Source organism: Nocardia aurea (genome assembly GCF_003123685.1).
Lineage (GTDB): Bacteria > Actinomycetota > Actinomycetes > Mycobacteriales > Mycobacteriaceae > Nocardia > Nocardia aurea.
Window position 1 is genome coordinate 55,935 of sequence record NZ_QCYJ01000132.1, and the last position, 18,150, is coordinate 74,084.

Here is an 18,150-nt window from a genome sequence, read left to right on the forward strand (position 1 = left end):
GGTAGTGACAGCGAAAATCTTGGACGGTCGCGCGGTCGCGCACCGGCTGCTTGACGATGTAGCCGCCGATACCAGCCGTTTTGTCGAAGAATTTGGTCGTACCCCGGTGCTGGCGACTGTACTGGTCGGGGACGATCCGGCCTCGCATACTTACGTGCGAATGAAGGCCAACCGATGCGCCGAGGTCGGAATGCTCTCGCGCCGCATCGACATCGACGCCGGAGTCGCCACCGGGAAGCTGGTGCAGCAGATCGAACAACTGTCGTCGGATCCCGAGGTAGACGGGATTCTGCTGCAGCACCCGGTACCCGGGCACATCGATGAGCGCGCCGCTTTCGAAGCGATCGCGCCCTCCAAGGACGTCGATGGGGTGACGCGAACATCGTTCGCGACGATGGCCTTCGCGGAGAAGGGCTTCGATTCCGCCACCCCGGGCGGCATCATGAGGCTGCTGGCGGCGTATGACATCCCGCTCGCCGGACAGCGTGCTGTAGTGATCGGCCGTAGTCCGATTCTCGGCAAGCCGATGGGCATGTTGCTGCTGGGGCAGAACGCGACGGTCACATACTGCCACTCGAAGACGACCGATCTCGCTCGCGAGGTCGAGGGCGCAGATGTCGTTGTGGCAGCTGCCGGCATCCCGGAGTTGGTGCGGGGTGCGTGGATCAAGCCGGGATCGGTGATCATCGACGCTGGCTACGCCGACAACCGCGGTGATGTGGAGTTCGAGGCCGCAGCCGCGCGCGCATCGTTCATAACGCCGGTGCCGGGCGGTGTCGGGCCGATGACCATCGCGACGCTGCTCGCGCAGACCATCGCCGCCGCTCGCCGTCACGAGGCCGAGAATAGGAGGCAGCCGTGACCGCCGCCAGAGACGACTACATCCTCGATCTCGAGCAGGGCCGGCGCGGCTATGCCCTCAATCGTCTATGTGGATCGCTCAAGCATGCAGACAACCGCGACCGGTTCATCGCAGACCAGGCCGCCTACTGCGCCGAGTACGGCCTGACAGAGGAGCAGAAAACCGCTGTCCTACAGAGAAATTGGATTGCCATGCAGGACCTCGGTGCCTCCATCTTCTATACGTTCAAACTCGCGATGCTGGACAAGAAGTCGATGCAGTATCTCGGTGGCGTTTTCACCGGCATGTCGACCGAGGAGTTCACCGCGGCTCTACTGGCAGGAGGGCGGAAAGTTGGCTGACGTGATCTGGGGATTGGCCACGTCTCATGTCCCGTCCATCGGTGCTGCGATGGACCACGGCAAGACCGACGAGCCGTACTGGAAACCGCTGTTCGACGGATACGCGCCTGCCCGTAAGTGGATGCAGGACCATCGCCCCGACGTGGCTGTTGTCATCTACAACGACCACGCCAACTCCGTGGGCCTCGACCTCGTTCCTGCCTTCGGGCTCGGGACTGCGGAACGCTATCCCGTGGCGGATGAAGGCTGGGGCCGTCGCCCCGTACCTCCGGTCATCGGATCCCCGGAACTCAGCGCCCACCTGGTTCGAGAGTTAATCGACGATTCTTTCGACATCGCAACTTTCAATCAACTCGATGTGGATCACGGGTTGACCGTCCCGTTGTCGGTCTATTGCCCCGACCCGGGCGACGCATGGCCGTGTGCCGTTGTGCCTTTGCTGGTCAACGTCATTCAATATCCGCAGCCGACGGCGGCGCGATGCTACGCGCTGGGACAGGCGCTGGGGCGCGCGATCCGCTCCTTCCCTCAGGATCTGCGTGTCGCGGTCTTCGGCACCGGGGGAATGTCCCACCAACTGGCCGGTGCCCGAGCCGGCATGATCAACGAGCCTTTCGACCGGATGTTTCTGGAAACAGTGGAGTCCGACCCCGCCCGATTAACCGCGCTCACACGCGAGGACTACATCCGCGAAGCAGGTACCGAGGGGCTCGAATTGATCATGTGGCTCGTGATGCGGGGCGCGCTCGGGCCCAATATCCGTCGCATCTCCGATGGCTACCATGTACCGGCGTCGAACACCGCTGCCGGTATAGCGCTGTTCGAGGTCATGGACCGGAATGGGTCGGTTGTCGGGTGAGTACCTTTGTGCTGATCCACGGTGCCTGGCACGGCGGCTGGGTGTGGGAGAAGGTCGAGCAGAAACTTCGCGCGGCCGGTCACGCAGTGCACGCGCCTACCCTGACAGGAGTCAGCGATCGTGCGCATCTGCTGAGCCCATCGGTCGGGCTGAGCACTCACATCAGAGACATCGTCGCGCTGGCAGAAGCCTACGACCTTCATGACGTCGTACTGGTGGGCCACAGCTACGCAGGTCAGGTCGTCACTGGAGTCGCCGACCGGATCCCCGACCGGATCGCCCGGCGGGTGTACCTCGATGCGTTCGTCGGTGACAACGGTGATCGCGCAATCGAGTTGCAGCCGCCTGTCATCGCCGAGCACTACCGAGAGTCGGTCGAGGGGCCCGGGTTCGGCTGGCTCATCCCGGTGCGGTCTCTGCAGGTGCTCGGCATCACCGAGCAGTCCGACCTCGACTGGCTCTCGGCGCGGCTCACCCCTCACCCCTGGCGCAGCTACATCGAGCCACTACGAATCACCGGCAAGGTCGATCAAGTCCCCGCCGAGTTCATCGAGTGCACCGCCTGGAAGCGCGTCTTCCAGGCGCACGCCGAGAAGGCCGCGCTGCGCGGCTGGCCAGTGCGGACGATCGCCACCGGACACGAAGCCATGGTCACTGCACCGGACGAGCTGACCGCGCTGCTGCTGGCCCCGGCCTACTCCTGAGGATAAGCATGGAATTCCTGGTACGAACCGAGAACCGCATGCCCGCCGACTTCCCCGACGAACTACGTGAGCAACTGCGCGCACAGGAGCGTGAGCGCGCCATCGAACTTCGCGAAGCCGGTGTCCTGAAACGACTGTGGCGCGTCCCCGGGCGCAACGCCACCGTCGGTCTCTATGAGGCGGCGGACCCGGCAGCCCTGCACGACGCGCTGGCATCGCTTCCCATGTGGAGGTGGATGGACATCGCCGTCGAGGCACTCGCCACCCACCCCCAAGAGCGCTGACGCTGCTCGATCCACGAATCGACCGAATCATCATGACAACAAGCGGCTCAGCCCCGCGTACTCGCAAAGCGGGCACCGTCGCCCTGGCCAGCTACATCGGAACCACGATCGAGTGGTACGACTTCTTCATCTACGGAATTGCCGCCACCCTGGTGTTCCGAAGCCAATTCTTCCCGACCTTCTCCGAACTCGGCGGAACCCTTGCCGCACTCGGCACCTTCGCCGTCGGCTTCGTGGCGCGCCCACTCGGCGGGGTGGTCATGGGCCATTTCGGTGATCGGGTGGGCCGGAAGTCGATGTTGGTCGTCTCGCTGATGACGATGGGTATCGCTACCACCGCGATTGGACTGATTCCCAATTTCGAAGCCATCGGTATCTGGGCCCCGATTCTGCTGATCGTGCTGCGGCTGGTGCAAGGGGCCGGAGTCGGCGGCGAATGGGCCGGTGCGGTGCTCATGGCAGTGGAGAACGCTCCTCCGCGGCGCCGCTCGTTATACGGGTGCTTCCCGCAGCTCGGCCTGCCATCGGGAATCCTGTTGTCGCAGTTGATATTTCTCGTCCTCACTGCAGTGCTTCCCGCTGGCGCCTTCGTCGAATGGGGTTGGCGTATTGCCTTCCTGATCAGTGCCGTGTTGATCGTGGTAGGCCTCGTCATCCGGTTGCAGATCGAAGACAGCGCCGAATTCGAAAAAATTCGAGAGACAGGCCAAGTGGTCAAGCTGCCTGTCGTGGAGGTGTTCCGCCTGTCTCGGATTCAGCTCGTCGTCGGCAGTCTCGCCTCTATCGCCGCACCGGCCATCGGGTACCTCGTATCGGTGTACATGGTCTCCTACGGCACCGAGCAACTGGGCATGGCGACCAGCACAATGCTCTGGATTATCGTCGCGGTGAGCATGCTCTGGATCGGCATGATGCTGCTCGCCGGAACCGCTGGCGACCGATTCGGCGGCAAAGCCACCTTCCTCGTCGGGGCCGGACTGGCAGTGGTCTGGGCAGTGCCGATGTTTCTTCTTGTGGACACCGGTTCTGTGGGATGGATGTTCATCGGCCTTGCCGTCATCACTGCGGCCAACGCCGTCATGGCCGGGCCGCAGCCGGCGCTAATCACCGAGATGTTTCCGATCCGGTTGCGCTACAGCGGTGCATCCGTATGCTACACGGCCGGATCTATCCTGGGCGGAGGTATCACACCGATCCTCGCCACAGCCTTGTTCGCCCGTTTCGGTAGCAGTCTAGCGGTCTCGGCGCTTCTCGCTGCGGCCGCGGCGATCAGTCTGCTGGCGATCTTGCCAGCAGGAGACCGAATCCTGCGCCCAGGCGAGACGACGGCTGTCCCAGATCCTGCACGAACCGGCAACAGTTCGATCGAGCCGACTCCCGAGCGCGCCTGATCGCATCCCCGGCCGCGGACACCCACGGGTGTCCGCGGCCGGGGACAGTCATTTCTGTGGTGGAACCAATCCCTCACGTACCGCGACCAGCGCGGCCTGCGTGCGAGAGTTCAGCTGCAGCTTGCGAAGGACGTTGCTGACATGGGTACGCGCGGTTCGCTCGCTGATCACCAACTCCTTGGCGATCGCCTTGTTCGACTGGCCAGTGGCAACCAGACGCAGCACCACCTTCTCACGGTCGGTCAACGCCGATAGTCCGGTCGGCGGGGCGACCATCTCCTGGGTCAGGCGACGCGCGACGGCGGGATCGAGGAAGACCTCGTCACGTGCTGCCGCGCGAATCGCCGCAGCGACTTCATCGGGGCCGGCACTCTTCAACAGGTAGCCCGATGCCCCGGCAGCCAGCGCTGCGTGCACCCGCGGCATTTCCCCGAAGCTGGTCAGCACGACCACACGAACCCCCGAGTGCGAGCCGATGATTCGCTCGGTCGCGACTGCACCATCCATTCGGGGCATCATGAGGTCGAGCAGGACGACGTCGGGCAGGGAATCATATGCCGCCATCGTGCCGAGTTTGTTCAACGCGTCCTGACCGTCGGAGGCTTCCTCGACTACGTCAATATCATCGAGAACTTCGAAGTAGGCGCGGATTCCGCGCCGGACGACAGCGTGATCGTCGACAAGCATGACCTTGACGGTTTGCGCCGCTATATCATTCACGACATTCTTCTCCTGTTCGCGGTCGGCGCCTGCCCGGTGATCGGTAGAGTGAACTTAACTACGGTTCCGGTGCTTCTGCCCGCGCCGACAGTGAGGTTTCCGCCCCACTGCTCGGCGCGCTCGCGCATCGTCTGTAATCCGTACCCAGAGCCTTTTCCAGCGTCCGGGGGCAGCCCGCAGCCGTCGTCGGTCACGGTTCCGCGCAGCATCGCTTTGCGGACTGCGAGCCGAATCACGACTTTACTGGCATCAGCGTGCTTGACAACGTTGTGTACGGCCTCGGCCACGATCCGGTACGCGTCGTCGGCCATCGAGCTGTCGATGCTGTCCAGTCCTTGACCGGCGACGATACTGAACCGCATGCCGGTCCTGTTGGTCGTGCTGTCGACCAGCGCCCGCACCGCTTCTTCGAGCCCCCCGAGTTCGGTGGCCGATACCGGGCGTAGCTCGTGGACCATGGCCCGCAAATCGGCCAGGACCGTCTGCGACAGCAGGCCGACCTCGTCTGCGATTCGTCGCACTGGCGCCGCAGCAACCGAACTGTTCCGTTGTCCCAATATTTCGAGTGACTTGGCCTGCATCGAGATCGAGAAGACCTGCTGGACGATGGAGTCGTGCAGGTCGCGGGCCAGGCGTTGCCGTTCCTCTCGTCGCACGACATCGCGTTCGCGTTGCAGCAGCGCTACGTAGTCGACCGCGACCGCGGCCTGGTCTGCCATGGCGACGAGGAAGTCGAGGGTGGTGCCCGCCACGGTTTGTCCCGGTGAGAAGAAGACGTTGAGAACCCCGCCGACGCGTCCTCGGATGATCAGTGGCACGCTCGCGAACGATTCCCAGCGCAGTTCACCGAGGTACTGATGTAAGGGCTCCCACGCCGGATCTGTCCTGATCGCCGACCAGCGATCAGAAACCACGATCGGTTCTGCGCCGTGCAACGCCTCAATCATGACCAGTGACGCCCCGCGTTCCTGACACTCCACAAGGCGGTCGAAGAAGTCCGGCCAGTGCCCGAAGCCAGCCGATCCCATGATTCGCAGAGTCTGGCTGCCGGGATCGATGGTCAGGATCTGCACAGCTGCAACCGCATCGGTCTGCAGGACTTCCTCGGCCAATGCGTCCAAGGTGGCTGCCAGAGACCCTTGAGAGGCGAGCTTGGCCGCGCTGCGCGCGATCGCCGCCACCCGCCGCTGCCGGTGTCGCTCGTCGGTCACATCCCGGAAAGCGGCGACCACTCCCTCGCCTTTGGTGAGCGAATGCACTCGAAATGCAAGATCGCGCAGCCGCCCTTGCGAGTCCTCCCATGCCGCGATCCGTTCGGAGTCGTACTCGAAGAGGCCGGTGTCGCTCGCGCTGCTCGTTTCCGACGCGGGGAACGGTGACGGCGTGCCGACCAACAGATCCACGGCGCGTCCCAGAAGCCGGGCGCCTGCGGCGTTGACCCACGAGAATGTGCCTTCGGATTTGATAACCGCGAGTCCGTACGGGGCCAGCCGGCCAGCGTCGCGCTCGGACCGGATCGCCTCCTCGAGCAGGCTTGTTCCTGGATGGTTCATGTCTTAGCTCCGTGCGTCTGCGCCTCGTGCTGTGCCATCCACACTGCTACCTGTGCACGGGAGTCGACACCGATCTTGGCGAAAACCCGTTCGATGTGGCCTTCGACGGTTCGAGGGGACAGCACCAAGCGGGCCGCGATCGCTTTGTTGGTCAATCCTTCGGTGATGAGCTGGGCGACCTCACGCTCCCTCCGGGTCAACCGTGGGCCCGATGCAGTGTCGGTTGGAGCCATCGGAGTATCACTGATCCCGGCGATCTCGAGTGGTCGCGCCCGGCCCACATCGTGGAGCTCGTCGAAGCGAGGACCTCCCAATGCCTTGATTGCTGCGTCGCGGCAGGCCGTGGAATGGCCGGAGAAGAGTGGGCCGAAGGCGTTGATCGTGGTGCCGAAGGAAGTCCACAATGCGCTGGCTGCGCCGAGCAGGCGCGCCGCGTTCTCGAATTCGGTCTGCGAGGCCGCGATCCATGCCAGCAACTCGACGCCCAGTACCGTACTGACATCATTGGCGTTGGGGGTGACCGCCAGTGCCTCGCGAATCACCCTCGGTTCCGCGACGGTTCCGGACTCCCCACCCGCGAGCCACTGATCGAGCGTTCGAGCCCACATCGCTTCCGATCGTGCCCAAAGCTCCCCGCGCTGTTCAGCGATGCCGATGGCATCCTCGCATGCGTTTTGAGCTCCAGCATGATCGCCGACATGAGAGAGGGCGACGCTGTACTGAAACAACCCCCACAACGTGGCAGCGGTGTCGCCGTGTCGGCGCATGCGAACCAGGGCGGCGTGAAAGAAGCGGACCGCTGCGGAGGCTCTGCCGCTGAACAGATTCGCGGTGCCGGACAGCAGGAGGGCGTACCCCTGGAGGTGATCGTTGCCGGAGGCACGCGCGATGAAGTCGCATTCGTGTAGCCAGCGCGCCGCCGCGGTGTGATCTCCTTGTAGAAGCGCGATCCACGCGGCGACCCACAAGGCGTCTCCGCGCTCAACAGTCGAGTCTTCGACGCTGTCCAGTGCTTGATCAAAAAGGCGTCTTCCGGTGGAAAGAAACCCACCGAGTGTCCAGTGATAGCGAAGTGCGGACAGCAGGGCGAGGGCCGAGATCTGCTCGCCGGGGTCGGCCAACGACCAATCGAAGGCGGCGCCGAAGTTGTCTTGTTCGAGACGGAACCGGCGAAGGATCTCGGCTTGCTCGGGACCACACCAGTCGCGGCAGCCACGCTGGGCCAACGCCAGGAAGTAGTCGCGATGCTGCCTGCGCAGTCTCGCTTCGTCGCCGCTGCGTTCCAGCAACTCGCGCCCGTACTGCCGGATCGTTTCCAAGAGCCGGAAGCGAGGAGTGGGATGGTCGTGACGGGTGACCACGACCGACTTGGCCACAAGGTCGTCCAGTACGTCGAACATCTGCTCGGCGACGATGCCGTCGCCCGCGCAGATTCCCTCGGCCGCCCCGAGATCGAAGTCCCCGGGAAATATCGACAGTCGGGCCCACAACAGCCGCTCCTGCTCCGTGCACAGGTGGTAGCTCCAGTCGATGAGTGCGCGCAAGGTCTGCTGGCGTGACAATGCGGCCGGATTTCCACGGCTGAGCAACTCGAACCGGTTGTCGAGTCGGTCGGCAACCTGCTGCACCGCCATCGAGCGTAGCCGCGTAGCAGCCAGTTCGATGGCGAGGGGCAACCCGTCCAGCCTCCGGCACAACCGCGCGATCGCTCGCCGATTGTTCTCGTCCACCTCAAATCCAGGCTGCACCGCGGAGGCGCGATCCACCAAGAGCACGACCGCTTCGAACTTGGAAAGGAACTCGGTTGCTGGTGTGTGCTCCACTGAGGGCACCGGGAAAGGCTGGACTACCAGCACTCGCTCGCCCGGAAGGTTCAGCGGCTGGCGGCTGGTACAGAGAATGTGGAGGCGCTGCGAGCGACGAAGCAGGCAATCGACCAGCTCCGCGCACGCGACGAGTAGATGTTCGCAGTTGTCGAGAATCATCAGTAACTGGCGACTGGCCAGATGGTCGGCCAACTGCTCCTTGGCGAGGCGCACCGATTGATCCTTGATCTGCAACGCGTCGGCGACGGTGTCGGGCACCCGCTGAGCGTCCTGCAGGGCTGCGAGTTCGACCAGCCACACACCATCGGGAAATGCTCGACGTGCGAGAGTGCCCGCTTGGATCGCCAGCCGGGATTTACCGACGCCGCCAGGTCCGGTCAGCGTCAGCAACCGGCCGCCTTCCATCAAACGTCGCACTTCGGCGAGTTCACCGTGTCGCCCCACAAAACTGCTCACCAGATTGGGCACATTGCCAGCGGAGCGCGAAGCCCTTTGATCGTCCATCAGAGGCCCAGCTTGGCAGCTCGCGGCGAATCGAAAGCGGAGTTTGCCACCTAAGCAACGAAAACGCGACGAATGACTTAGTCCATATTGACCTTTTGTCCGCCCGTCCACCCGGCCGAGGGCTGGGAGTGTCTACCCGCGGAAGCGGTCGGGTAGTGGACCCGGGTGTTTTCCCCCTAACCGGAGTGCCAGGCAGAGATGACACGGTCGCTGTGACGCACACCACGAGTAGAGGGACGACGATGACCTCCATAGCAAATCCTCCTGCCGAGGCCACTACGGCCACGGCGATCCGACCAGGGCAGCTCTTCATCGGAGGCGCATGGGAGACGGTGCCGGATCGGCGTCGACCGGTAATCGACCCGGCGACCGGCTCTGAGATTTCGACAATCGCCGAAGCCGACGCCGATGATGTCGCGCGCGCGGTTCGGGCAGCCCGGCAGGCGTTCGACGCTGGATCCTGGTGCGGGCTGCCCGGTCGGGCACGCGGTCGAGTGCTGCTCGCCGCAGCCGCGCTTGTCCGGGAGCACCGAGAAGAGCTCGCCCGCCTGGAGTCCCTCGACACCGGCAAGCCGATCATGTTCAGCCGAATGATCGACGTCGACACCACGGCACAGATGTTCGAGTACTACGGCTCCCTGGCCGCCTCGATCGAAGGGTCGGTGCGGTCGACTGCCGCCCCGATGATGGCCTACACCCGCCGTGAAGCGTTAGGCGTGGTCGCCGCAATCACGCCGTTCAACTTCCCGCTGGTGCTCTCCGTTTCCAAGATCGCACCAGCATTGGCGGCTGGCAACACCGTCGTGCACAAGCCGTCGGAGGAGACCTCCCTGACCGCGCTACGCATGGCGGACCTGCTCACCGAGGCCGGTGTGCCAGCCGGAGTCTTCAACGTGATCACCGGCGGCAGCGAGGCCGGGCGCGCGTTGACCGAGGCGCCCGGCGTCGACAAAGTCGCCTTCACAGGCTCGACGGCCGTCGGTCGCGCTATTGCCGCCGCTGCAGGTCAGAACCTGCAGCACGTGACTGTCGAGTTGGGCGGCAAGAGTGCCAACATCGTCTTCGCCGATGCCGACGTTCACCAGGCAGTCACCACCGCGATCAACGGCTTCGTCTACAACACCGGGCAGTTCTGCATGGCAGGTAGCCGCCTGCTCGTCGAGCGCCCGATCTACGACCAGGTTGTCGAAGCGATCGCGGCGGCGGCCGAGCATGTGCCGGTTGGTGATCCCCTCGACGAGGGCACGGTCATCGGCCCGATGACCGGGCCCCGGCATCTCGAGAAGGTCCGGGCATTCCTGCGCCGTGCCGCCGAGGACGAAGTACGGGTACTGGGTCCGGGTGCCTCGTGGGAATCGGACACCGCCGGCTATTTCGCCCGCCCGACGGTGCTGGCCGATGTCGCCCAGGACTCGCCGTTCGTACAGGAGGAGATCTTCGGTCCGGTGTTGACGGTGCAGCCCTTCGACACCGAGGAGGAGGCGATCAGGCTGGCCAACGACACGCCCTACGGCCTGGCTGCCGGCATCCAGACCGCCGATGTGACGCGCGCTCACCGTGTCGCCGCTGCCCTGCAGGCCGGCCTGGTCTGGGTCAACGGCTGGGGCGTGCTCGATGTAGCGATGCCGATCGGCGGCTACAAGGCCTCCGGCTACGGACGCGAGTGCGGGCCAGAGGGGCTCGATGAATACCTGCAGACCAAGTCCGTACTGATCAGCCTGTAGGAGCGTTGCAGATGCGAATCAACATCGATCAATCGTTGTGCGAAGGCTACGGGGTCTGTGTGCAGTCCGCCCCGGAAATCTTCGCACTCGACGATGACGGCGACTCGGTTGTCCTCAGTCCACACGTCGCCGGCGAGCTGGAGAGCAGCGCCGTACTCGCCGAGCGATCCTGCCCGATGCACGCCGTCCGCCTCGGCTGAACTACTCCTTCCGAAAGGAAAACAACGGTGACCACTACCGAAACCTCCACCTCCGCTTTCGAGACCGACATCGATCTCTTCTCCGACGAGGTGCTACTCGATCCGTTCCCGCACTACAAGGCTCTGCGTGATGCGGGCCCGGTGGTGTACCTGTCCAAGTACGACCTCTACGGACTGTTCCGGTACGACCAGGTCCGGTGGGCGCTGGACAACTGGGAGATCTTCAGTTCGGCACAAGGCCCCGCCCTCAACCCGATCGCCAACGACGCGTGGAAGGACTCCATCCTGGCGATGGATCCGCCGAAGCATCGCCACATCCGCAAGGTTTTCGACGACGCGCTCCGGCCGAAGTTCATCCGACAGGTCGCCGGCGACATCGAGCAGCAGGCCGAGGACCTCGTCGAGCGACTTCTCGAGCGTGGTGAGTTCGACGGTGTCACCGACTTCGCGCGCACGCTGCCGGTGAACATCGTGATGGACCTGGTCGGTTTCCCACGAGACGAGGGCCGGGACAAGATACTGGACTGGGCGGTCAACAGCTTCAACTTCGCCGGCCCTCTCGGACAGCGCCAGACCGACTCGCTCCCGGCCGCTCAGGCCCAGCTCGAATACCTCATCACCAATGCCCGACCGGAGAACCTGCTGCCCGACAGCTTCGGCAAGGTCGTCTACGACGCCGCGGCACGGGGCGAAATCACCGAGAACGAAGCGGTCACGATGATGATCGGCTACGCCAACGCCGGCCTCGACACCACCATCAACGCCGTGGGCAGCACTCTCATGCTCTTCGCGCAGAACCCGGACCAGTGGGAGGCGGTCCGCCAGGACCCGAAGCTGATCCCCAGCGCCTTCCTCGAAGGCATCCGGCTGGAGTCGCCCGCCCAATTCTTCTCCCGGGTGACCACCCGCGATGTCGACGTCGACGGCACGGTCATCCCGAAGGGTGCACGCGTGGTGCACTCCTACGGCTCGGCCAACCGCGACGAGCGGCACTACCCCGACCCGGATCGATTCGATGTCCGACGCAACCCGGTTGACACCGTCGCCTTCGACATCGGCGTGCACACCTGTCCCGGGCGCACTCTCGCCTCGATGGAAGGCCACGCCCTGTTCGGCGCGCTTGCCAAACGAGTCACCACCATCGAGCTGACCGGGGAGCCGACGCTGACCCCGAACAGCATCACCCGCGGCTTGGACTCCCTGCCGATCCGCATCCGCTGAGATCCAGCTCATCGTGAGCTCCGGTTTCAGCCGGAGCTCACGATCCCACTTCCAGATTCAACGAGGACAACGATGCCCACCACCACGACAGCCGCAGTCATCGAATCCGCCGGCGAACAGTTCACCCTGCACGAAGTCGAACTCGACGACCTGCGCCCCGACGAGGTATTGGTCCGTATGGTGGCAGCTGGGCTGTGCCACACCGATCTGAGCGTGCAGGCCGGCTACATCCCCTTCGCACTTCCCGGCATTCTCGGCCACGAAGGAGCAGGTGTCGTGACCGCGGTGGGAAGCGCGGTTACCCGCGTCGCCCCCGGTGACTCGGTCGCGCTGTCGTTCACCTCCTGCGGGGCCTGCCGTCACTGTCGCAGCGCCCACCCCGCCTACTGCACCACATGGGTGCCGACGAACATGTTCAACGGCGGTGTGCGCGGTGACGGCAGCGCCACGGTACGGCGCGGTGGCACCGTCCTCGGGGGGCGGTTCTTCGGTCAATCGTCGTTCAGCGCCTCAGCTGTGGTCGATGAACGCAGCGTAGTGAAAGTTCCTGCGGACGTCCCGCTCGAACTCGTCGCACCGCTCGGTTGCGGCATCCAGACCGGTGCAGGCACGGTGCTGAACATCCTGCGTCCGGAACCGGGAACAACCCTCGCGGTGTTCGGAACCGGCGCGGTCGGTCTCGCCGCGATCGCGGCCGCCGCCCTGAACCCGCTGGCCGCTGTAGTAGCCATCGACAGGGTCGGTTCCCGCCTGGATTTGGCGATGGAACTCGGCGCATCCCATCGCATCGACGCCAGCAGCGAAGATGTGCCGAAAGCGCTCGACGAGATCACCGGCGGAGCCGGCCTGGACTACGCGATCGACACGACAGCGAACATGGGCGTGCTCCGCACCGCGGTAGAAGCGCTCGGAACTTTCGGATCGTGTGCGGCTGTCGGCGCTGCCCCGGTGGGTACCGAGATCGTGCTCGACTACACCGGCCTGCTGGTGGGGCGATCGATCATCGGAGTCACCGAGGGCGATTCCGACCCGGAGACCTTCATCCCCTTGCTGGTCGAGCTCTACCGGCAGGGAAGGCTGCCGCTGGACAAGCTCGTGAAGACCTACCCGTTCGCCGAGATCAATCAGGCGGCTGCGGACGCCCGAGACGGTTCGACCATCAAGCCGGTCCTGCTCTTCGGGGAAGCGTGAGTAGCTGGTGAGACATCGTACGGATAGAGAGATCGCCAGTACTGCCGATGCACTGGTCGGTCTGGTGCAGGCCGCTGCCGGAGCTGTTGGCGAGCACGGGTGGGACGCTGTCGACGAAGCGCTGTCCGCACTCCGGAGGCAGCCGGGACACCGGCCTGTGGAGCTGAAAGCCGTGTTCGCGGTCGTTGACCGTTTGTCCTCCAGCGCGTGGGTTCCGGTGGTCGCGCCACTGCTCACCACCCTGTTGGCCGGGATGAAGCACCCGGAGATCGACAAACAGCACTGGGCCGACCGGATGTTCGAGCGTTCGCTGGAGATCCCGATCGCAGACCACGCGACTGGGCCGATGTCGCGGGCCCGCCAGCGGCGCCTGCTGGCGGTGCTGGGAAGCACCCAGGCCGTCGGCCTGCTGGCGGCAGCCAGCTCGGCTCCACCATGGAAAAAGGCCTTTGCGACCGGCATGATGCTGCCTGGCGTGGGATTCCTGCAGACCCGCGACCACGGCAGATTCGCTGCAACCCTGGTCGCCTTCGCCTTCAGCCTGCTCCTGTGGTTCGGGGCCGGAGGCATGGCACTGCCTCCGCTCGTCTGGGTGACGGCGGCCGCGCTCGCGGCCAAGCGCGCTGCGGGCGGGAGACCGTTGCGGGCCGGTGTCCCGTGGGGAGTTGCCGCAGCGGTGCTGCTCGTAGGGATTGAACAGCTCCGTCTGCGTCGCCGCACTCACGCGGCCCAGGTCGAACAGGCTCGCGCGGCGAACACTCTGCTGGCGCAGGCGACACCGCCACTACGTGGAGACGCCAGGCCAGCCGTTCATGCCGCTGGCGAGCTCGGCCTCGAAGAACTGGCGCTGACCAGGCGGTTCGTGGACATGGCGTTCCAGGAGCCGGGAGACTGGTCGAACTGGACCGTGATCGACCAATTTCAGCCCGCGGCGCTGAGATATCAGATCGACGCGATGATCAACGCACTGGCCCTGCAGCGTTACAGCCGGAACCCCTCGGCGACAGCCTATTTGGACGAGGCGCAACGCCGGCTCATCGAGCGTTACCAGCAGAAGAAAGTCTGGGGGTATTGGGCGCTCGAAAACCTCTGGGGCAACCTCGAATGGGATCCTGACCCTGGCAAGAAGCAGAACATCATGATGACCGGCTACTTCGCGCTGTCGCTCGGTCTCTACCAGACGGTGAGCGGGGATTTATCCCACAGCCATCCGGGTGCCATCGCCTTCGAATGGAGCCGCCGACGCCGGTACCAGTACAGCCTCGGCGAACTGTGCGCTGCACTCACCGCGGACTATGTACGCTCGCCGTGGGGACTGGTGGTCTGTGAGCCGAATTGGATCTTCTCGCTCTGCAATCTCCGCGGCGGCACTGCCCTGCGAGTACACGATCGGGTACACGGCACCAACTTCTGGGACCAGATCAAGGATGGCTACGTCCGGGGTTTCGAGCAGGAACTGGTCCGGCCCGACGGCATGGTCAACGCCTACCGGTCGAGCCGGGCAGGCTTCGGACAGCTCGGAGTCGTCTCGGCAACAGACCTCCGTCCACTACTGCCGCATGTCGCCGATCGGGGATACGTCCTACTCCGCACGGCTTGTGGTGAGCCGGGCTCGCTACGGACACCGTTCGCCGACGAGGAGAGCTTGCTCGACCCCGGCAACTACTCCTTCCACCCGCTCACCGCGTACGCCGCGCTCATGGAGGAAGGACGTGAGGCTGGCGACGAAGAACTGTTCACCCGCAGCTTTGAGGAGCTGAAAGAGCGCGCCGCAGTGAGCATCGACGAGCGCGGATGGTTGACCGTCGAGGGCGCCTCGATCCTGGCGCACACGCTCCTGGGTCGGGCGCTGTTCGGGCGCCAGGGCGGGTGGTTGGACTTGATCGAGAAGGGAATGCCCGAGACGTGGGCGACCGGCCCGATCCTTGAGTCGGTGCCCTACCCGCGGGTCATGATTGCGCGGGCGGTCAGCGACGGCGCGGATCTGAGCGTGGTCCTCCGATCAACCGACGCAGGATCCCGTGAGGAAATCGGATTGGCTCGCCTTCGCCCGGGCGGTCGATACACGGTGCACGGTGCTGTCGAGAGCGACGGAATCGCCGATGAGCAGGGACGGCTGACCCTTCTGGTCGACGTCGAAAGGCGCCGCGAGATCAGGGTGGTTCCGCAGTGAACGCAAGGCGTTTTCGAAGTCTGATCGATGTTCTGCCCGCGGCACGCGAGTCAGTCGCCCAACGGGTCTCCGCGCAACCTGGCGAATGGATGAGCATCCCGGCCTGGTCACGGTGGTTCCGAATCGGGTATCGGCTGCGAGGTCACAATCTGGCGGATCCGCACCCATGAGCGGTTTAGCGTCGAGTGTGGTTCTCGCCCACGCACAGGCCGGAAATGCGACCGGAGCCGACTGGTACACCATCGTCGGGATGGCGGCGGTGGTGTCGATGGCTGTGCTCTACGCCTCGGCGGCTGCACGGTCGACCCGAACCGGCGACTACTGGCCGTTGTGGCGATCTTTCGTCTTCGGTTGCGGTCTCCTGGTCGCGGCATCGGCGCTGTTCGGAGGGGTGCGTGGCAGTCATCCCGACTTGGCTGGGCACATCGGGCGGCATCTGCTGCTCATGATGGCGGTCCCACCACTGCTCTTGGCCGGACAGCCAGTGCAACTGCTCCTGCTAGCACTGCCGACGCGCCGTGCAGCGGCTTTGCGTGAAATTCTGCAGGATCCCGCAGTCAGGTCGGTCACCGTGGGACCGCTGGTGCGCCTGCTGCTCGTGGTCGACTACTACGGATCCATGGTGGTCTTCATGCATACACCGCTTCTGGCCTGGGCGACCACATACCGAGCGGTGCACCTCGTCACTGGCGCCTACTTCCTGGTCTGCGGTTTCTTGTTCTGGTCGATGATCCTGTCGGCGGGTCCGCCGGAGTCGGCTCTGCCGACCCGGGCAGCGATAGCGATGCTTCTGGTCGGCGTTCCGGTGAACCTGCTACTTGGGCTGAGCCTTTTGCGCGGAGTACCAGGAGTGCACGGCGCGGGACTTCCGGAGGCAGCATGGCTGACCGCTGTCGGCGGCGGCACACTCAGCATCATCGGCGCAGTGCTCATCGTGGCCCGAAGCTACCGTCACCGAACCGAGGAGGACCGATGGCTTGTTGCGTCCTGATTGCCCTGGCCATCGCCTCGATCCGCAGGAAGTTGTCGAACCGGCAGCGCAACGCAGGTGAGTGAAGCAGAGTGCGACACATGCCGCTGCCGCGTAATCACGCGCAGAACTCCGGCGCCGATCGAGCTGATCGGCGCCGGAGTCCATGCCAATTTTTACACCAGTTGACGAACCAGAATAGTGGCGACGCACGCTGGCTTCGCGGACCCCTCGGCCGTGAACGTCATCGTGATGGCGAGCTGCAATCCGCCCTTGACCTCGGTGACCTCGTCGAGTACGGCGGCAGCCTGCACCACACTTCCCACGGGAACCGGAGAAGGAAAACGGACCTTCTCACACCCGTAGTTGACGGTCAGGGCGAAGCCGGTGAATTCGACGATCTCCGGAAGCAGGCGTGGAACCAGCGACAACGTCAGGTAGCCGTGAGCGATGGGACCGCCGAAGGGGCCGTTCTTCGCACGTTCCACGTCGACGTGAATCCATTGATGGTCGCCCGTGGCGTCGGCGAACATGTCGACCGCGTCCTGAGTGATCTCGATCGGTTCGCTGCGGCCGAGAAGCTCCCCGATCGGCAGAGAACGGACACCCTCGACGCCATCGACTACGACCGGGGCCATGTCAGACCTCCTCAATGACCAGTGGGGCAGGCTGGAAGCCCTGCAGCCGACCCGCAAGAGTGTCGCCGAACAAATCGGCCACCTGCTCGGCCGACCAGCCACCCCGCTGTTGATGCTCGTCCACCTCGGACGGATGTGTCCAGAGGGCGATCCGATCGCCGCCGGCCGCGATGGCTTGACCGGTGACATGCTCGGACTTTTTCGAGGCCAGATAAACGATCACCGAGGCGACATCGGCGGGCGTGCCGAGACCCTTGCGCCGTGCCGGCTCCGGTACCGGTTCACCGGCCTCGACCTTGGCCACGAGTTCTCCCAGACCAGGGATGGTGGCAACCATCCGGGTCAGCGCAGTCGGCACGATGGCATTGGCGGTCACACCGATCCTGGCATGCTCGACCGCCCACGTGCGCATCATGGCGACGATGGCGCCCTTGGATGCCGAGTAGGCGGTCTGTCCGAAGCTGGCCCGCTGGCCCGCTGGCGAGCCCACCAGAATGAGTCGGCCACCCTCGCCCTGTTCGCGGAACTGCGCCGCCGCGGCACGACCGCAAGTGAAGGTGCCGCGAAGATGGCTGCCCACCACGAGGTCGAAGTCCTCATCGGTCGTGTTGCGCAAGGTCTTGTCTCGCAGCGCACCGGCGTTGGTGACCATCACGTCGAGCCGGCCGAACGTATCGGCGGCCCGGCGCACCAGCGCGTCGGCCATTTCGCTTTCTCCGACCGCGCCAACCTCGGCCACGGCCCGGCCACCGGCATCGGTGATGGCCGCCACGGTTTCCGCCGCAACGTCCGCGTCGATGTCGTTGACTACGACCGCCGCACCTGCCGCCGCCAGTGCTTGCGCATAGGCCCTGCCGAGGCCGCGACCGGATCCGGTCACCACGGCAACTCTGCCGTCGAGCATGAGTCCTCCTTGAACGAAGCGCATGGCGCTGTCGGGTCTGTCGAGATACGTGCGGAGACGGAGATTCCTCCAGCCTCCGGATCGA

17 protein-coding genes are annotated in these 18,150 nt (G+C 64.7%); 12 read left to right on the forward strand and 5 right to left on the reverse strand.

What is annotated here, in order from left to right; translation table 11 throughout:
• The first annotated feature begins 4 nt into the window (after positions 1 to 4).
• The 6 genes from DAT37_RS35515 to DAT37_RS35540 are packed head-to-tail and all read left to right on the forward strand — an operon-like array spanning position 5 to position 4,441.
• On the forward strand, positions 5 to 862 hold the full coding sequence (locus DAT37_RS35515; RefSeq protein ID WP_109529325.1) for a bifunctional 5,10-methylenetetrahydrofolate dehydrogenase/5,10-methenyltetrahydrofolate cyclohydrolase: 858 nt from the start codon (positions 5 to 7) through the stop codon (positions 860 to 862).
• Positions 859 to 1,203 carry a protocatechuate 3,4-dioxygenase gene (locus DAT37_RS35520; RefSeq protein ID WP_109529326.1) on the forward strand — a complete coding sequence of 115 codons (345 nt, stop codon included), beginning with the start codon at positions 859 to 861 and terminating at the stop codon, positions 1,201 to 1,203. Before DAT37_RS35515 ends, DAT37_RS35520 begins: the two co-directional genes overlap by 4 nt.
• Position 1,204: 1 nt before the next feature.
• Positions 1,205 to 2,062, forward strand: coding sequence for a class III extradiol dioxygenase subunit beta (locus DAT37_RS35525; protein ID WP_232840209.1), 858 nt, complete (start codon positions 1,205 to 1,207; stop codon positions 2,060 to 2,062).
• An 8-nt stretch (positions 2,063 to 2,070) separates the two neighbouring features.
• A complete protein-coding gene (locus DAT37_RS35530; protein ID WP_269814825.1) occupies positions 2,071 to 2,766 on the forward strand; it encodes an alpha/beta fold hydrolase in 696 nt (231 codons plus the stop codon).
• A gap of 8 nt (positions 2,767 to 2,774) precedes the next feature.
• Positions 2,775 to 3,050 carry a muconolactone Delta-isomerase gene (locus DAT37_RS35535; RefSeq protein WP_109529329.1) on the forward strand — a complete coding sequence of 92 codons (276 nt, stop codon included), beginning with the start codon at positions 2,775 to 2,777 and terminating at the stop codon, positions 3,048 to 3,050.
• 32 nt (positions 3,051 to 3,082) lie between these two features.
• Complete coding sequence (locus DAT37_RS35540) at positions 3,083 to 4,441, forward strand: MFS transporter (RefSeq protein ID WP_109529330.1); 1,359 nt, start codon at positions 3,083 to 3,085, stop codon at positions 4,439 to 4,441.
• A 48-nt stretch (positions 4,442 to 4,489) separates the two neighbouring features.
• On the opposite strand, the gene DAT37_RS35545 is transcribed toward DAT37_RS35540, so the two are convergent.
• The 3 genes from DAT37_RS35545 to DAT37_RS35555 are packed head-to-tail and all read right to left on the reverse strand — an operon-like array spanning position 4,490 to position 9,008.
• A complete protein-coding gene (locus tag DAT37_RS35545; RefSeq protein ID WP_232840204.1) occupies positions 4,490 to 5,161 on the reverse strand; it encodes a response regulator in 672 nt (223 codons plus the stop codon).
• Positions 5,158 to 6,714, reverse strand: a complete 1,557-nt coding sequence (locus DAT37_RS35550; protein ID WP_109529331.1) for a PAS domain-containing sensor histidine kinase — start codon at positions 6,712 to 6,714, stop codon at positions 5,158 to 5,160. Before DAT37_RS35550 ends, DAT37_RS35545 begins: the two co-directional genes overlap by 4 nt.
• Positions 6,711 to 9,008 carry an ATP-binding protein gene (locus DAT37_RS35555; RefSeq protein WP_198654593.1) on the reverse strand — a complete coding sequence of 766 codons (2,298 nt, stop codon included), beginning with the start codon at positions 9,006 to 9,008 and terminating at the stop codon, positions 6,711 to 6,713. Before DAT37_RS35555 ends, DAT37_RS35550 begins: the two co-directional genes overlap by 4 nt.
• A 278-nt stretch (positions 9,009 to 9,286) precedes the next feature.
• Between DAT37_RS35555 and DAT37_RS35560 the strand changes: the two genes are divergently transcribed.
• The 6 genes from DAT37_RS35560 to DAT37_RS35585 all read left to right on the forward strand — a co-directional run bounded on the left by DAT37_RS35560 (position 9,287) and on the right by DAT37_RS35585 (position 16,544).
• Positions 9,287 to 10,768, forward strand: a complete 1,482-nt coding sequence (locus DAT37_RS35560) for an aldehyde dehydrogenase family protein (RefSeq protein ID WP_109529333.1) — start codon at positions 9,287 to 9,289, stop codon at positions 10,766 to 10,768.
• 11 nt (positions 10,769 to 10,779) lie between these two features.
• Positions 10,780 to 10,968 carry a ferredoxin gene (locus DAT37_RS35565; RefSeq protein ID WP_109529334.1) on the forward strand — a complete coding sequence of 63 codons (189 nt, stop codon included), beginning with the start codon at positions 10,780 to 10,782 and terminating at the stop codon, positions 10,966 to 10,968.
• Between the two features lie 27 nt (positions 10,969 to 10,995).
• The gene (locus tag DAT37_RS35570; protein ID WP_109529335.1) at positions 10,996 to 12,189 is read left to right on the forward strand and encodes a cytochrome P450; all 1,194 of its coding nucleotides are present in this window, start codon (positions 10,996 to 10,998) and stop codon (positions 12,187 to 12,189) included.
• Positions 12,190 to 12,261: 72 nt separating this feature from the next.
• Complete coding sequence (locus tag DAT37_RS35575; RefSeq protein ID WP_109529336.1) at positions 12,262 to 13,380, forward strand: NAD(P)-dependent alcohol dehydrogenase; 1,119 nt, start codon at positions 12,262 to 12,264, stop codon at positions 13,378 to 13,380.
• A gap of 157 nt (positions 13,381 to 13,537) precedes the next feature.
• On the forward strand, positions 13,538 to 15,553 hold the full coding sequence (locus DAT37_RS35580; protein WP_109529337.1) for a linalool dehydratase/isomerase domain-containing protein: 2,016 nt from the start codon (positions 13,538 to 13,540) through the stop codon (positions 15,551 to 15,553).
• Between the two features lie 166 nt (positions 15,554 to 15,719).
• On the forward strand, positions 15,720 to 16,544 hold the full coding sequence (locus DAT37_RS35585; protein WP_157978852.1) for a cytochrome c oxidase assembly protein: 825 nt from the start codon (positions 15,720 to 15,722) through the stop codon (positions 16,542 to 16,544).
• Between the two features lie 155 nt (positions 16,545 to 16,699).
• Here DAT37_RS35585 and DAT37_RS35590 read toward each other — a convergent pair whose 3' ends face one another.
• The gene (locus tag DAT37_RS35590; protein WP_109529339.1) at positions 16,700 to 17,161 is read right to left on the reverse strand and encodes a MaoC family dehydratase; all 462 of its coding nucleotides are present in this window, start codon (positions 17,159 to 17,161) and stop codon (positions 16,700 to 16,702) included.
• A 1-nt stretch (position 17,162) separates the two neighbouring features.
• Positions 17,163 to 18,065 carry an SDR family NAD(P)-dependent oxidoreductase gene (locus DAT37_RS35595; RefSeq protein ID WP_109529340.1) on the reverse strand — a complete coding sequence of 301 codons (903 nt, stop codon included), beginning with the start codon at positions 18,063 to 18,065 and terminating at the stop codon, positions 17,163 to 17,165.
• Between the last annotated feature and the right edge of the window lie 85 nt (positions 18,066 to 18,150).

What these genes read in the sequence shown, in the direction of transcription:
- DAT37_RS35535 (WP_109529329.1), top strand. Translation starts at nt 2,775, where the DNA reads ATGGAATTCCTGGTACGAACCGAGAACCGCATGCCCGCCGACTTCCCC.
- DAT37_RS35540 (WP_109529330.1), top strand. Translation starts at nt 3,083, where the DNA reads ATGACAACAAGCGGCTCAGCCCCGCGTACTCGCAAAGCGGGCACCGTC.
- DAT37_RS35550 (WP_109529331.1), bottom strand. Translation starts at nt 6,714, where the DNA reads ATGAACCATCCAGGAACAAGCCTGCTCGAGGAGGCGATCCGGTCCGAG.
- DAT37_RS35560 (WP_109529333.1), top strand. Translation starts at nt 9,287, where the DNA reads ATGACCTCCATAGCAAATCCTCCTGCCGAGGCCACTACGGCCACGGCG.
- DAT37_RS35565 (WP_109529334.1), top strand. Translation starts at nt 10,780, where the DNA reads ATGCGAATCAACATCGATCAATCGTTGTGCGAAGGCTACGGGGTCTGT.
- DAT37_RS35575 (WP_109529336.1), top strand. Translation starts at nt 12,262, where the DNA reads ATGCCCACCACCACGACAGCCGCAGTCATCGAATCCGCCGGCGAACAG.
- DAT37_RS35585 (WP_157978852.1), top strand. Translation starts at nt 15,720, where the DNA reads ATGAGCGGTTTAGCGTCGAGTGTGGTTCTCGCCCACGCACAGGCCGGA.
- DAT37_RS35590 (WP_109529339.1), bottom strand. Translation starts at nt 17,161, where the DNA reads ATGGCCCCGGTCGTAGTCGATGGCGTCGAGGGTGTCCGTTCTCTGCCG.
- DAT37_RS35595 (WP_109529340.1), bottom strand. Translation starts at nt 18,065, where the DNA reads ATGCTCGACGGCAGAGTTGCCGTGGTGACCGGATCCGGTCGCGGCCTC.